The sequence below is a fragment of the Azonexus sp. MM2026_4 genome, assembly GCF_055901855.1.
Genome location: NZ_CM148380.1, coordinates 3,752,103 through 3,765,658 on the forward strand (window position 1 = coordinate 3,752,103; position 13,556 = coordinate 3,765,658).

A 13,556-nucleotide genomic window follows, 5' to 3' on the forward strand; every position below is an offset into this window, starting at 1 on the left:
GGTTGTGGCGCAGGAATAAAGCCTCGATTTTACCGCGATGCCGACGGGCTGAACATCGTTAAACGGTCAGGATGTCTGAATCCGGCGTGTACTTCCGCTGAGGCCTGCGGCCAACCCGTCCCGGTTCTTCAATCAGCCCGGGCCGGGTTATGCCGTCGTCCGATCCGCCTGCGTATCAGATCCGGAAGCGGGATACCGCCGCCTGCATCTGGCGGGCTGTGTTGTCGAGCGTTTCGGAGGCCTGCGACGTTTCGTGCGCGATGGCGCTGGCTTCTTCCGACTGGGTGGCGATCTGTTCGATCCTGACCGCAACGTCGGTGGAAGCCGTCGATTGCTCGCGCAACCCGTTGTCGACCTCGCGGATGACCTCGGCGACCTGTTGTGCCATCACGCGCATCTGGGCGATTGCGGTGCCTGCCTGCTGCGCCAGTTCGACACTGCTGTCGGCAAGCTGGACGCCCTGGGCAACGCCGCTGACCACCTGCCCCGTCGATTGCTGGATGGCATTGACCATCTTGCCGATTTCGCCGGTGGATACCGAAGTGCGTTCGGCAAGCTTGCGCACTTCGTCGGCGACGACGGCAAAACCGCGGCCGCTTTCACCCGCCCGGGCGGCTTCGATGGCGGCGTTCAGGGCAAGCAGGTTGGTCTGGTCGGCAATGTCGCGGATCACCGAGACGATGCTGGAAATTTTCTCGGATTCGCTCTTGAGGTTGGTGATCTGCCCGGATGCAGTGCGCACGACATCGGCAACCTGGTTGATGCGTCCGACCAGCGCGTCGATGGCATTGCGTCCCTGGTTGGCCTGGTTGTCCGATTCTCCGGCGAGGCGGGCAGCTTCCCCTGTGCTGTCGGAAACATGGTTGATCGAGACCGTCAGTTCCTCGACGTTGGCGGCGATGGCCGAGGCCGCGGAGCTCTGGATGGAGGCCGATTCGTCGATCATCTGCACCGAATGATTGAGGATTTTTGAGGCTTCGAGAACCTTGGTCGCACCCCGCAAGGATTCGCCAATGGCGGTGCGCAACGATTGCTGCATGTTGGCAACTGCCCGCAGCAGCTTGCCGATTTCGTCGGCGCCGCCGTCCGGCACCTCGCCGGTCAGGTTGCCATCGGCAATGCGTTCGGTCGCGGCAACGGCCTGGTCAAGCTGTCCGCCCATGCGGTGCGCCACAACATAGGAAACGAGGAGCGCCATCAGGGTGCCGCCGATCAATGCGGTGATGCCCCCGGTGAGCCCGCTGGCAAGATCTTTCTGGGTCTGTTCGGACAGCGCATCGGCCACCTGGCGGTTGATCTCGGTCAGTTCGTCGGTACGGTCGCGTAGCTTGTTGGCGTTCTTGACCCATTCCGTCTTGCGTAGTTGCTGGGCGCCGGCTTCATCGCCCGCCAAGGTCAGCGCCACCGCCTTCTCGACGCTGGCCTTGTAGTCGTCGGCAGCGGCAATAGCAGCCTTGTAGACCTCCCTTTCCTTGTCGCTGGAAATCAGTTTTTCGTATCTGGCGAAGGCGTCGCGCAGCTTGTCGTCGAGCTTTTCCATGTCCTTGGCCAGCTTGGCCTTGGCTTCGGGGGTGTCGGGCAGCATGTATTCAAGGCTGCGCACCCGGTAACGCAGGCGGAGCTGGCTGATTTCGCCGATGGCCTGGATCGAGGGCAGGCTGTTGCCGGCAACCTCGGCCATGTCTTCGCTCGCTGAACGCAATTCGACGACGGAAAAGACGATGGCAGCGATCAGGATGCCACCGCTGGCGAGAAAATTGATCAACAGCTTGTAGCGAAGTGACAGATTGTCGAACCAGCTCATGAATCCTCCTGATGTTTCAAATTTTTGTCTGGCTGCAGCATTGCGAATGCTTTGTTTTTTTGGCAATGCGTGGGAATGATGCGATTGCAGCTTAATTCTGCAGCGAACGGATTAAAGCTTGCTGAAGGGGATTATAAGCAGATGGCATTCCATGCGCGAAAAAAAACCGCCGGCTTGCCGGCGGTTTCCTTGGGCCTGTCTCGCTTACTTGGCGGCCATCCAGGCGCGGGCGGCGTCGAGCATGCGGCAGGAGTAGCCCCACTCGTTGTCGTACCAGGCCAGCACCTTGACCAGGGTCGAGCCGTCTTCGGCCTTGAGGACGCGGGTCTGGGTCGCATCGAAGGTCGACGAGACGGTGGTGTGGTTGAAGTCGGACGACACCAGCGGCTCGGTGTTGACCGCCATGATGCCCTTCAGCGGGCCGTTGGCGGCGGCGGTCATCAGCGCGTTGATTTCGTCCTTGGTGGTGGCGCGCTCGGCGGTGAAGGTGAGGTCAACCAGCGAGACGTTGATCGTCGGCACACGCAGCGCGAAACCATCGAACTTGCCGACCAGTTGCGGCAGCACCAGGCCGACGGCCTTGGCGGCGCCGGTCTTGGTCGGGATGATGTTGGCGGCGGCGGCGCGGGCGCGGCGCAGGTCCTTGTGGCGGACGTCGACGGTCACCTGGTCGTTGGTGTAGGCGTGCACCGTGGTCATCAGGCCGGACTTGATGCCGATGGCGTCGGACAGCACCTTGGCCACCGGGGCCAGGCAGTTGGTCGTGCACGAGGCGTTGGAGACAACCGTCATCGCCTGGGTCAGGATGCCTTCGTTGACGCCCATGACGATGGTGCCGTCGACGTCGTCGCCGCCCGGGGCGGAGATCAGCACGCGCTTGGCGCCCTGTTCGAGCAGCGCCTGAGCCTTGGCCTTGGAGGTGTAGGCGCCGGTGCATTCGAGCAGGACGTCGACGCCGTGGTCGGCCCAGTTGATGTCCTTGGGGTTCTTGGTCGAGTAGAAGGCGATTTTCTTGCCGTCGATGATGATGCAGTTTTCACCTTCGGTTTCGACGCTGGTGCCGAAGCGGCCGTGCGTCGTGTCGTACTTCAGCAGGTGGGCGTTGGTCGCCAGGTCGCCGGAGGCGTTGATGGCGACGACGTCGAATTCGTTCTGCAATCCCTGTTCGTAAATGGCGCGCAGCGTGCAGCGACCGATACGACCGAAACCGTTGATTGCAACCTTGATAGCCATGGATCTATTTCCTCTCTGCGATGACGTTTTTGAAATCAGGACAACAGGCTTTTCGCCGTGGCGACGACATTGCCGACGGTGAAGCCGAACATTTCGAACAACTGGCCGGCCGGCGCCGATTCGCCGAAGCGGTCGATGCCGATCACGGCGCCGTGCAGGCCGACGTACTTGCGCCAGAAATCCGGGTGCGCCGCTTCGATGGCGATGCGCTTCTTGCAGGTGCCGAGCACGCTAGCCTTGTAGTCGGCGTCCTGGCGGTCGAAGACGTTGCTGCAGGGCATCGAGACGACGCGCGCGGCGATGCCTTCGCCGGCCAGCGCGGCCTGGGCGTCGAGCGCCAGCTTGACTTCGGAGCCGGTGGCGATCAGCGTGATCTGCGCGTCGGCGTTTTCGGCCAGCACGTAGCCGCCCCTGGCGATGTCGGCGTCGGCGATTTTCTGCGTCACCGTCGGCAGGTTCTGGCGCGACAGGGCGAGCAGGGTCGGGCCGTCCGTGCGTTCGACGCCGGAAGTCCAGGCGATGGCCGTTTCGGTGGCGTCGGCCGGGCGCCAGACATCCAGATTCGGGATGATGCGCATCGACGGGATGTGCTCGACCGGCTGGTGGGTCGGGCCGTCTTCGCCGAGGCCGATGGAGTCATGGGTATAGACCATGATCTGGCGCTGCTTCATCAGCGCCGCCATGCGGATCGCGTTGCGCGCGTAGTCCGAGAAGACCAGGAAGGTCGCGGTGTAGGGAATCAGGCCGCCGTGCAGGGCGAGGCCGTTGGCAATCGCCGTCATGCCGAATTCACGGACGCCGTAGTAGCAGTAGTTGCCGCCTGCAGTCTTGGTGACGCCCTTGCTTCCCTTGACGAAGGTCAGGTTGGAGCCGGCCAGGTCGGCCGAGCCGCCGAAGATTTCCGGCACCGCCGGGACCAGCGCGGCGATGGCGTTCTGGCTGGCCTTGCGGGTGGCGATGTTCTCGGCCTTGTCGCGGCAGGACTGCAGGTAGGCGGCCTTGGTTGCTTCCCAGGTGGCCGGCAACTGGCGCTGCATGACGCGCCGTTCGAACTCGGCGGCGAGTTCCGGGAATGCGGCCTGGTAGTTGGCAAAACGCCGCTGCCAGTTTTCCTCGAAGACGGCGCCGCGCACCTTGCCGTTCCAGGCGGCGTACACGTCGCCGGGGATTTCGAAGGGCGGGAAGTTCCAGCCGATGTAGGCGCGGGCGGCGGCGATCTCGTCCTTGCCGAGCGGCGCGCCGTGGCAGTCGTGGCTGCCCTGCTTGTTCGGCGAGCCGGCGCCGATCACGGTGCGGCAGCAGATCAGGCTCGGCTTGTCGGTCACCGCCTTGGCGGCGAGCAGGGCGCGTTCGATGGCTTCCGGGTCGTGCCCGTCAACATGCGCGACGACGTGCCAGCCGTAGGCTTCGAAGCGCTTCGGCGTGTCGTCGGTGAACCAGCCTTCGACATGGCCGTCGATCGAGATGCCGTTGTCGTCCCAGAAGGCGATCAGCTTGCCCAGACCGAGCGTGCCGGCGAGCGAGCAGGCTTCGTGCGAGATGCCTTCCATCAGGCAGCCGTCGCCGAGGAAGGCGTAGGTGTGGTGATTGACGATTTCGTGGCCGGGGCGGTTGAACTCGGCGGCCAGCACCTTCTCGGCCAGCGCGAAGCCGACGGCGTTGGTGATGCCCTGGCCGAGCGGCCCGGTGGTCGTCTCGACGCCCGGTGTGTAGCCGTATTCCGGGTGGCCCGGGGTCTTGGCGTGCAACTGGCGGAAGTTCTTCAGGTCGTCGATGCTGAGGTCGTAGCCGGTCAGGTGCAGCAGCGCGTACACCAGCATCGAGCCATGGCCGTTCGAGAGCACGAAGCGGTCGCGGTCGGGCCACGCCGGATTGGCCGGGTTGTGGCGCAGGTGGCGACGCCACAGAACCTCGGCGATTTCAGCCATGCCCATCGGCGCGCCCGGATGACCGGAGTTGGCCTGTTGCACGGCATCCATGGCGAGGGCGCGGATGGCGCCGGTCAAGGGGTTGAACTTGGGAGGAATGCTCACGCTCATGATCCGGAATCCAGCCTGCTGAAAAGCCGTGATTATCGGCGAAAAGCCCCGTTTTGGATAGGCTTGGCCCGCCTTCGGCACGGTTTGGCGCCGCCGCCCGGCGGCACGCGGCGATCAGGGCAATCCCTAATGGGGCGATGTTCCGGGCTTGGCTACACTGACTCAAAGTGCTGCCAATCGTGCGGCCGAGGAGGATGACAATGCAGGGCTTACTCAGGCTGTCGCGGCTGATCGACGCGTTCAGCGAACGTTTGGGCGGTTTCATCTACTGGCTGGTGTTGGCTGCCGTATTGATTTCCGCCGGCAACGCGATTGTCCGCAAAGCCTTCAAGATGGGCTCGAATTCGTTGCTCGAGGTCCAGTGGTACCTGTTTTCGGCGGTGTTCCTGCTGGGGGCGGGGTACGTTTTCCTGAAGAACGCGCATGTGCGGATCGACTTCATCGCCAACCGGCTGTCACCGAAGCTGCGCAACTGGATCGACATCGTCGGCATGCTCCTTTTCCTGGTGCCGCTGTGCATCATGTTCATCGACCTTTCCTGGCCGCTTTTCCACAACGCCTGGGTCAGCGGCGAGATGTCGCAGAACGCCGGCGGACTGGTGCGCTGGCCGGCCTACCTGCTGATGCCGCTCGGTTTCGGCCTGCTGCTGCTGCAGGCTGGCTCCGAACTGATCAAGCGCTTTGCTTTCCTGGCCGGTCTGATTCCCGATCCGATTGCCCATTCCGCCCACGGCGACAACGAAAACGGCGTTACCTACGAAATCGAGGAGCACGCCGCCCATGCCCGTGAGGAACTGAGATGATCGCCTTCTTCGTCGAAAATTTCGTGCCGCTGATGTTCATTGGCCTGATCTGCTTCCTGATGTCGGGCTTTCCGGTCGCTTTCGCGCTGGCGGCCACCGGCCTGATGTTCGGCACGCTCGGCATGGAGGCCGGGATGTTTCCGCCGACGCTGTTCCAGGCCTTGCCGCTGCGCCTGTTCGGCATCATGCAGAACGACACGCTGCTGGCGATCCCCTTCTTCACGCTGATGGGCATCATCCTCGAACGCAGCGGCATGGCGGAGGACCTGCTGGAGACCATCGCCCAGGTCTTCGGTCCGCTGCGCGGCGGTCTGGCGCTGGCGGTGATCCTGGTCGGCGGCCTGCTGGCGGCGACCACCGGCGTCGTCGCCGCCTCGGTGATGGCGATGGGGCTGATCTCGCTGCCGATCATGCTGCGCTACGGCTACAACCGCTCGATCGCCGCCGGCACCATTACCGCCGCCGGCACGCTGGCGCAGGCGGTGCCGCCGTCGCTGGTGCTGATCGTCATGGCCGACCAGCTCGGCCGCTCGGTCGGCGACATGTACGCCGGGGCGATGATCCCGGCGGCGCTGCTGATCGGCCTTTACGTGGCGTTCATCGTCATCCTGGCCTTCGTCAAGCCGGACTGGATGCCGGCGCTGCCGGCCGAGGCGCGCATCTACCGCGAGCGCAACGGCAGCAGCGGCCATCGCTCGCTGCTCGCCTTGCTGGTGCTGACCGCGCTGGCCGGCTATGCCTGGACCAGGGTCCATGATCTCGTGATCAATCCGCTGCTGGAGCGGACCGTGGCGGCGCCGACCGACGAAGTCGTGGTCATGACGCTGACCGTGTGTTCCTTCTTTGCCCTGTTCGTTGCCCTGCTCAACAAGGGGCTGCGCCTGGGGCTGCTGTCGCGACTGAGCGAGCGCGTCACCTTCGTGCTGATTCCGCCGCTTGTGCTGATCTTCCTGGTGCTCGGGACGATCTTCCTCGGTGTCGCGACGCCCACCGAAGGCGGCGCGATGGGGGCGGTGGGGGCCCTGCTCATGGCGCTGGCGCGGCGCCGGCTGGGCATCAAGCTGCTGCGCCAGGCGCTCGACAACACCGCCAAGCTGTCGAGTTTCGTGCTCTTCATCCTGATCGGCTCGACGGTGTTCTCCTTCACCTTCAACGCCGCCGACGGCCACATCTGGGTCGAGCACCTGTTCGACAAACTGCCCGGCGGCCAGCTCGGTTTCCTGATCGTCGTCAACCTGCTGGTCTTCATCCTCGGCATGTTCATCGACTTCTTCGAGATTGCCTTCATCGTGTTGCCGCTGCTCGCCCCAGTGGCCGAGAAGATGGATATCAACCTGATCTGGTTCGGCGTGCTGATCGCGATGAACCTGCAGACTTCCTTCCTGACGCCGCCTTTCGGCTTCGCGCTGTTCTACCTGCGCAGCGTAGCGGCCCGGACGCCCTATGCCGATCCGGTGACGCGCAAGCAGATCGAGCCGCTGACGACGCCGCAGATCTACAAGGGGGCATTCGTTTTCATCGGTCTGCAACTGATCATCGTCGCCCTGCTGATCGTCAATCCGCAACTGGTGATCGGCAGCCTGGATCAAAAGAAGGCGGTGGATGTGCAGAGCATCGAACTCGATGCCGGCAGCAACACCGCCTGGGGCAACGACAACGCCTGGGGCACCGCCGATCCGGCCGTGCCGGCGCCGGCTGCCGACCCGGCAGCGGCGGAAATCGATCCGGCGAAGGCGTTGCTCGAAGAAATGCGCAACGACGCCAAGCGCAACGAAGCCAAGCGCTGACCGGGCGGCGCGCCCGGTAAAACGAATGCCGCCCGCGGGCGGCATTTTTCTTGGGCGCGATCGCTCGGGCAAAGAAAAACCCGCGGCGCGGGCCGCGGGTTTCGGTCGCTCGGGAAGCGGGCTTACAGCTTCTGCGACTGCATGTAGCTGTCGAAACCGGCTTCGGCGAAGCGGAACCACTGGTGCTGTTCGCGGCGGAAGACTTCGTAGTCGGCGTAGATCTTCTTCCAGTTCGGGTTCTTCGCCGACAGTTCGGCGTAGTGTTCCTGCGAGAACTTGAAAGCCGCGTCCATGACGTCCTTCGGCAGGCGGAACAGCTTGGTGCCGCCGGCGACCAGTTCCTTCAGCGCGGTCGGATTGCGGGCGTCGTACTTGGCCTGCATGTCGACGTGGGCGAAGGCCGAGGCGCACTCGATGATCGCCTTGTATTCCTTGGACAGACCGTTGTAGGCCTTGTCGCTGACGTACAGGGTCAGTTGCGGGCCGCCTTCCCACCACGCCGGGTAGGCGTAGTAGCCGGCGACCTTGTTGAGGCCGAGCTTCTGGTCGTCGTAGGGACCGATCCATTCGGTGGCGTCGATCGTGCCCTTTTCCAGCGACTGGTAAATTTCACCGGCCGGAATGTTCTGCGGCACGCCGCCGATGCCGGCCAGGATGCGACCGCCGAAGCCGCCGATGCGCATCTTCAGGCCGTTCATGTCGGCCAGCGACTTGATTTCCTTGCGGTACCAGCCGCCCATCTGGGCGCCGGTGTTGCCCATCGGGAAATTGACGATGTTGTACTGGGCGTAGAGTTCGCGCAGTAGCTTCAAGCCGTTGCCCTGGAACATCCAGGCGGTGGTCTGGCGGGAGTTGAGGCCGAACGGGATGGTGCAGTCCATCGCGAAGCTCTCGTCCTTGCCGAAGAAGTAATACGGGGCGGTGTGCGCGCATTCGACGGTGCCCTGCTGCACGGCATCGAGCACGCCGAACGGGGGAACCAGTTCGCCGCCCGGGTGGACGGAGATTTCGAACTTGCCGCCGGACAGTTCCTTGACCTTGGCCGAGAAGGTTTCGGCAGCACCATAGATGGTGTCGAGCGCTTTCGGGAAACTGGAGGCGAGGCGCCAGCGGATGGTCTCGCCACCGGTGACGACGGCGGGGGCGGCCGGCGCGGCGGTTTGCGGAGCGGCTTCTTCCTTCTTGCCGCAGGCGCTCAGCAACATGCCGGCGCCGGCGGCGGCGCCCAGCGAAGCGGTGGTCAGAAACTTGCGTCTTTCCATGAATGGTCTCCTCGTTTTGGTGCCCCGCCGAAGCGGGGCGGATGGATGCACTATCGATCTATTCGGGGTCGATAGCCGTCATGGTCTGCCGATTCGCCGCAATGCCGAATTAGGAGAATCCCTAATCGGCCGCCGTTCGCCGTTTCAGGCAGCGTGGTAGGCGGTGACGCGGTCGACTTCGTTCTTCGAGCCGAGGATCACCGGCACGCGCTGGTGCAGGCCGTCCGGCGCGACGTCGAGGATACGCTGGCGGCCGGTGGTGGCGGCACCGCCGGCCTGCTCGACGAGGAAGGCCATCGGGTTGGCTTCGTACATCAGGCGCAGTTTGCCGCCCTTGCTGCGGACCTTTTCGTCGAGCGGGTACATGAAGATGCCGCCGCGCGTCATGATGCGATGCACGTCGGCCACCATCGAGGCCACCCAGCGCATGTTGTAGTCCTTGCCGAGCGGGCCTTCGCGGCCGGCGGTCATTTCCTCGACGTAGCGCTGCACCGGCGCCTCCCAGAAGCGGCGGTTCGACATGTTGATGGCGAATTCCTTGGTGTCTTCGGGGATGCGCACTTTTTCCTGGGTCAGCACGAACTGTCCCTGCTCGCGGTCGAGGGTGAACACGACGACGCCGTCACCGACGCTCAGCACCAGCAGGGTCGTCGGGCCATAGACCGCGTAGCCGGCGGCGACCTGCGCCGTGCCGGGTTGCAGGAAGGCGGCCTGGGCGGCTTCCGGGGTGGACAGGTCGGCGCCTTCCGGGCACTTGAGGACCGAGAAGATGGTGCCGATCGAGACATTGACGTCGATGTTCGACGAGCCGTCGAGCGGGTCGAAGGTGAGCAGGTATTCGCCCTTCGGGAAGCGATGCGGCACCAGGTGCGGCAGGTCCATTTCCTCGGAGGCCATGGCGGCGAGGTGGCCGCCCCACTCGTTGGCTTCGAGCAGGATCTCGTTGGACAGCACGTCGAGCTTCTTCTGCGCCTCGCCCTGGATGTTGTCGCTGCCGGCTTCGCCGAGGACGCCGCCGAGACCGCCCTTGCCGATGGCGATCGAAATGGCCTGGCAGGCGCGGGCGACGACCTCGATCAGGGACTTGAGGTTGGCCGGGATAAGGCCCTTGTTACGGTGTTCTTCGGTCAGGTAGCGGGAAAGGGTGCGCTGGGCCATGGAAAATTCCGGGAAAAAGGAAAAACCCGGATTTTACGCCTGGCGGTCCATCGCGTGCAGGAAGGCGAAGGCGGCGGCGCTTGAAAGCGGCTTGCTGAACAGGAAGCCCTGCACCTCGTCGCAGCCGTTGCTGCGCAGCAGTTCGAGCTGGTCTTCGGTTTCGACGCCTTCGGCGATGACGTTGAGGCCGAGCGAATGGGCGAGCGCGATGGTGCCGAAGGCGATCGCCCGGTCGTTGAGATCGTGTTCGATGTCGCGGACGAAGGAGCGGTCGATCTTCAGGTGGTCGATCGGGAACAGCTTGAGGTAGGCGAGCGAGGAGTAGCCGGTGCCGAAATCGTCGATCGCCAGGCTGACGCCCATGCGGCCGAGGCGTTCGAGGATGTGGATGGCTTCCTGCGGGTTTTCCATCACCGAGCTTTCGGTGATTTCCAGTTCCAGCAATTCGGCCGGCAGCCCGGATTCGGCGAGCGCGCCGGCGACCGTCTCGCAGAAGTCGCGCCGGCGCAACTGGCGGGCCGAGACGTTGACGGCGACGCGCAAGGGGGCGAGGCCGCTGTCGATCCAGTGCTTCATGTCGCGGCAGGCGGTGAGCATGACCCAGTCGCCGATCTCGACGATCATGCCGGTTTCCTCGGCGATCGGGATGAAGCGGTCGGGCGAGATCATGCCATCGACCGGGTGGTGCCAGCGGAGCAGGGCTTCGACGCCGGTTGCCCGGTTGTTGGCGCCGAACTGCGGCTGGTAGACCAGGGCCAGTTCGTTGCGGCCGATGGCGTGACGCAGCTTGCGTTCGATGTCCAGGCGCTCGGTCGCCTGCTGGTTCATGTTGGCGGCGAAGAACTGGTAGTTGTTGCGGCCGGCCGATTTGGCGTGGTACATCGCGGTATCGGCGTTCTTCAGGATGGCGTCGCCGTCCGGCCCGTCGTCCGGGAAGAGGCTGATGCCGATCGACGGACTGGTGTGCAGTTCGTGGCCTTCGGCCTCGATCGGCGTGGCCAGCGCATTGACGATCTTGCTGGCGACCAGCGCCGCGTCGGCCGGCGAGTTGATGCCGGGCAGGATGACGACGAACTCGTCGCCGCCCAGGCGGGCGACGAAATCGGTCTCGCGGACGACGTTGGACAGGCGGCAGGCGACTTCGCGCAGCATTTCGTCGCCGACCTGATGGCCGAGCGTGTCGTTGATGATCTTGAAGCGGTCGAGGTCGATGAACATCATGCCGACCTTCCAGCAGTGGCGGCGCGCTTCCGGCAGCAACTGGCCGAGCCGCATGAGCAGCGACAGGCGGTTGGGCAGGCCGGTCAGCGAATCGTGCTGGGCGATGTGGCGCATGCGCGCTTCGGCTTCCTTGCGTTCGGTGATGTCGGCAAAGATCCAGATGTAGTGGCAGGGCAGGTTGCCGGTGTTTTCCTCGACCCGGTTGATGCGCAGGCTGGCCGGGAAACTGCCCTGCTCGCCGCGCCGCACCGAGACCTCGCCGCGCCAGGCGCCGTGCAGGCCAAGGCTGGCGAGCAGTTGTTCGCGCGACCAACTGTCGTCGGCGCGGATCAGGTCGAAGACGCTGGTTTCGAGCAAGGCGGCCGGGGGCAGCCCGGTCATCGCCGAGACCGCCGGGTTGACCGAGAGCAGGCGGTGTTCCTCGTCGGTGACGGCGATGCCGGCCGGCGTGTGGTCGAACACCACCTGCGCCAGTTTTTCCCGCTCGGCGGAAGCGAGCCGCTCGCTGACGTCGGCATAGACGGTGACGAAGCTGCCGTCCTCGAGCGGCACGCCGCGCACGTCGATGGTCGTGCCGTTCGGTCGGGTGCGCTCGAAATGATGCGGCACCGGGTGGCGGGCGCGCGCCATCAGCGCGCGGACGATCGATTCCGGTTCGCCCGGGCCGTATTCGCCGCGTTCGGCGTTGAAGCGGTAGATGCGTTCGATCGGTACCGGCTGTTCGGCGAACAGGCTGTCCGGCAGTTCGAGCAGGCGCAGGAATTCCCGGTTGTGCAGCAGCAGGTTGAGGTTCCTGTCGAACATCGTGACGGCGCTGGGGATTGCCTCGACGACGGTCTCCAGCAACGCGTGCTGATGCCGCAGTTCTTCCTCGGCCTGTTTGCGCTCGGTGATGTCGGTGTAAGTGGTGATGATGCCGGCCAGCTTGCCGTTGATCAGCAGCGGTTCGCTATCGACCAGGCGGGTGCGGCCGTCCGGACGGGTCCGTTCGAAACGGTGCGGGTTGAACTGGCTGGCTTGCTCGGTGATCCGTTTTACATGTTCTTCGGCGTCGCCGGGGCCGTACTCGCCGCGCTGGGCGGGAATGCGGATGATGTCGGAGAAATGCGCGCCTTCCTTGACGATGCCCGGCGGCAAGGCGAGCAGATCGATGAAGCCCTGATTCCAGACGCGCAACTGCAGGCGCTCGTCGAAGACGCTGATGCCTTGCGGCAGGCTGGAAACCACCGCCTGCAGGTAGGCGAGGCGCAGCCGTGAGTCTTCGGCGGAAGCGGTCGGGGTATCGATGTTCAAGGCGTGGGCGGGAGCTGCACAGTATTGCCGGATGATACCCCATGCCTTGCCCCGGTTACGCCTGCTTTTGCCCGATCATGCCGGTTGCCGTCAGCGCCGGGGCGGTACCAACCGGCAGCGGCAAAGCGATGACGGGCTGGCCGAATTCGCAGGCCGACGGATCGGTTGCGGCCATGATGCTCCCTTCGAAGACGGGTTTCGCCGCATAATAGCAGCGATGAATCTGCCCCGTTTTTATTGCCGGGAGGCCCTGTCGCCGGGCGCCCACGTCGATCTGCCCGAGCCGGTGGCCCGCCATGCCGTGCGCGTCCTGCGCCTGCCGCCGGGGGCACCGATGGTGCTGTTCGACGGCCGCGGCGGCGAATATCTGGCCCATATCCAGCGCATCGAGCGCGACCGGGTGGTTGCCGAACTGGCTTCGTGGACCGACATCGAGCGCGAATCGGCGCTGCAGTTGACGCTGGTGCAGGCCTTGCAGGCCGGCGACAAGATGGATTTCACGATCCAGAAGGCGGTCGAGCTCGGCGTCAGCGCCATCGTCCCGGTCGACAGCCGGCGCAGCGTGCTGAAACTGTCCGGCGAGCGTGCCGCCAAGCGCGTCGCCCACTGGCAGGGCGTTGCCGCCTCGGCGTGCGAGCAGTGCGGGCGCAACCAGGTGCCGATCGTCGCGCCGCTGGAGCGCCTCGACCAGTGGCTGGCGCGTCCGGCCGACGGCGCGTTGCGTCTGATGCTGGCGCCCGATGCCGAAACGACGCTGGCCGGGCTGGCGCCGGCGAAACAGGTGCAGTTGCTGATCGGTGCCGAAGGGGGGCTCGATCCGCAGGAAGAGATCGCTGCGCGCCAGGCGGGTTTCCAGGCGGTACGCCTGGGGCCGCGGGTGTTGCGCACGGAAACGGCAGGGTTGGCGGCGCTGGCTGCGCTGCAGGCCCTTTGGGGGGATTTCAGGGAGGGGTAGG

At 64.8% G+C, this 13,556-nt stretch carries 9 protein-coding genes; 3 read left to right on the forward strand and 6 right to left on the reverse strand.

Going from position 1 to position 13,556, the window contains the following annotated elements; all coding sequences use genetic code 11:
* Positions 1-175: 175 nt before the first annotated feature.
* The 3 genes from AC0KWY_RS17660 to tkt all read right to left on the reverse strand — a co-directional run bounded on the left by AC0KWY_RS17660 (position 176) and on the right by tkt (position 5,076).
* Complete coding sequence (locus tag AC0KWY_RS17660) at positions 176-1,804, reverse strand: methyl-accepting chemotaxis protein (RefSeq protein ID WP_474026790.1); 1,629 nt, start codon at positions 1,802-1,804, stop codon at positions 176-178.
* A gap of 204 nt (positions 1,805-2,008) precedes the next feature.
* On the reverse strand, positions 2,009-3,037 hold the full coding sequence (gap, locus tag AC0KWY_RS17665) for a type I glyceraldehyde-3-phosphate dehydrogenase (RefSeq protein WP_474026791.1): 1,029 nt from the start codon (positions 3,035-3,037) through the stop codon (positions 2,009-2,011).
* A 35-nt stretch (positions 3,038-3,072) separates the two neighbouring features.
* Positions 3,073-5,076, reverse strand: coding sequence for a transketolase (gene tkt, locus AC0KWY_RS17670; protein WP_474026792.1), 2,004 nt, complete (start codon positions 5,074-5,076; stop codon positions 3,073-3,075).
* A gap of 200 nt (positions 5,077-5,276) precedes the next feature.
* Between tkt and AC0KWY_RS17675 the strand changes: the two genes are divergently transcribed.
* Entirely contained in the window at positions 5,277-5,879 is a 603-nt protein-coding gene (locus AC0KWY_RS17675) for a TRAP transporter small permease subunit (RefSeq protein WP_474026793.1), read from the forward strand.
* Positions 5,876-7,666 (forward strand): TRAP transporter large permease, encoded by a 1,791-nt coding sequence (locus tag AC0KWY_RS17680; protein WP_474026794.1) that lies wholly within the window; start codon positions 5,876-5,878, stop codon positions 7,664-7,666. The genes AC0KWY_RS17675 and AC0KWY_RS17680 overlap by 4 nt, the downstream gene beginning before the upstream one ends.
* 122 nt (positions 7,667-7,788) lie before the next feature.
* On the opposite strand, the gene AC0KWY_RS17685 is transcribed toward AC0KWY_RS17680, so the two are convergent.
* The 3 genes from AC0KWY_RS17685 to AC0KWY_RS17695 form a co-directional block, all read right to left on the reverse strand.
* A complete protein-coding gene (locus AC0KWY_RS17685) occupies positions 7,789-8,928 on the reverse strand; it encodes a TRAP transporter substrate-binding protein (RefSeq protein ID WP_474026795.1) in 1,140 nt (379 codons plus the stop codon).
* 144 nt (positions 8,929-9,072) lie between these two features.
* Positions 9,073-10,086, reverse strand: a complete 1,014-nt coding sequence (locus tag AC0KWY_RS17690; RefSeq protein ID WP_474026796.1) for a class 1 fructose-bisphosphatase — start codon at positions 10,084-10,086, stop codon at positions 9,073-9,075.
* A 33-nt stretch (positions 10,087-10,119) separates the two neighbouring features.
* Positions 10,120-12,600 (reverse strand): EAL domain-containing protein, encoded by a 2,481-nt coding sequence (locus AC0KWY_RS17695; protein WP_474026797.1) that lies wholly within the window; start codon positions 12,598-12,600, stop codon positions 10,120-10,122.
* Between the two features lie 217 nt (positions 12,601-12,817).
* On the opposite strand from AC0KWY_RS17695, the gene AC0KWY_RS17700 reads away from it, so the two are divergent.
* Complete coding sequence (locus AC0KWY_RS17700) at positions 12,818-13,555, forward strand: 16S rRNA (uracil(1498)-N(3))-methyltransferase (protein WP_474026798.1); 738 nt, start codon at positions 12,818-12,820, stop codon at positions 13,553-13,555.
* Position 13,556 lies beyond the last annotated feature (1 nt).

What these genes read in the sequence shown, in the direction of transcription:
- AC0KWY_RS17660 (WP_474026790.1), bottom strand. Translation starts at nt 1,804, where the DNA reads ATGAGCTGGTTCGACAATCTGTCACTTCGCTACAAGCTGTTGATCAAT.
- gap (WP_474026791.1), bottom strand. Translation starts at nt 3,037, where the DNA reads ATGGCTATCAAGGTTGCAATCAACGGTTTCGGTCGTATCGGTCGCTGC.
- tkt (WP_474026792.1), bottom strand. Translation starts at nt 5,076, where the DNA reads ATGAGCGTGAGCATTCCTCCCAAGTTCAACCCCTTGACCGGCGCCATC.
- AC0KWY_RS17675 (WP_474026793.1), top strand. Translation starts at nt 5,277, where the DNA reads ATGCAGGGCTTACTCAGGCTGTCGCGGCTGATCGACGCGTTCAGCGAA.
- AC0KWY_RS17680 (WP_474026794.1), top strand. Translation starts at nt 5,876, where the DNA reads ATGATCGCCTTCTTCGTCGAAAATTTCGTGCCGCTGATGTTCATTGGC.
- AC0KWY_RS17685 (WP_474026795.1), bottom strand. Translation starts at nt 8,928, where the DNA reads ATGGAAAGACGCAAGTTTCTGACCACCGCTTCGCTGGGCGCCGCCGCC.
- AC0KWY_RS17690 (WP_474026796.1), bottom strand. Translation starts at nt 10,086, where the DNA reads ATGGCCCAGCGCACCCTTTCCCGCTACCTGACCGAAGAACACCGTAAC.
- AC0KWY_RS17700 (WP_474026798.1), top strand. Translation starts at nt 12,818, where the DNA reads ATGAATCTGCCCCGTTTTTATTGCCGGGAGGCCCTGTCGCCGGGCGCC.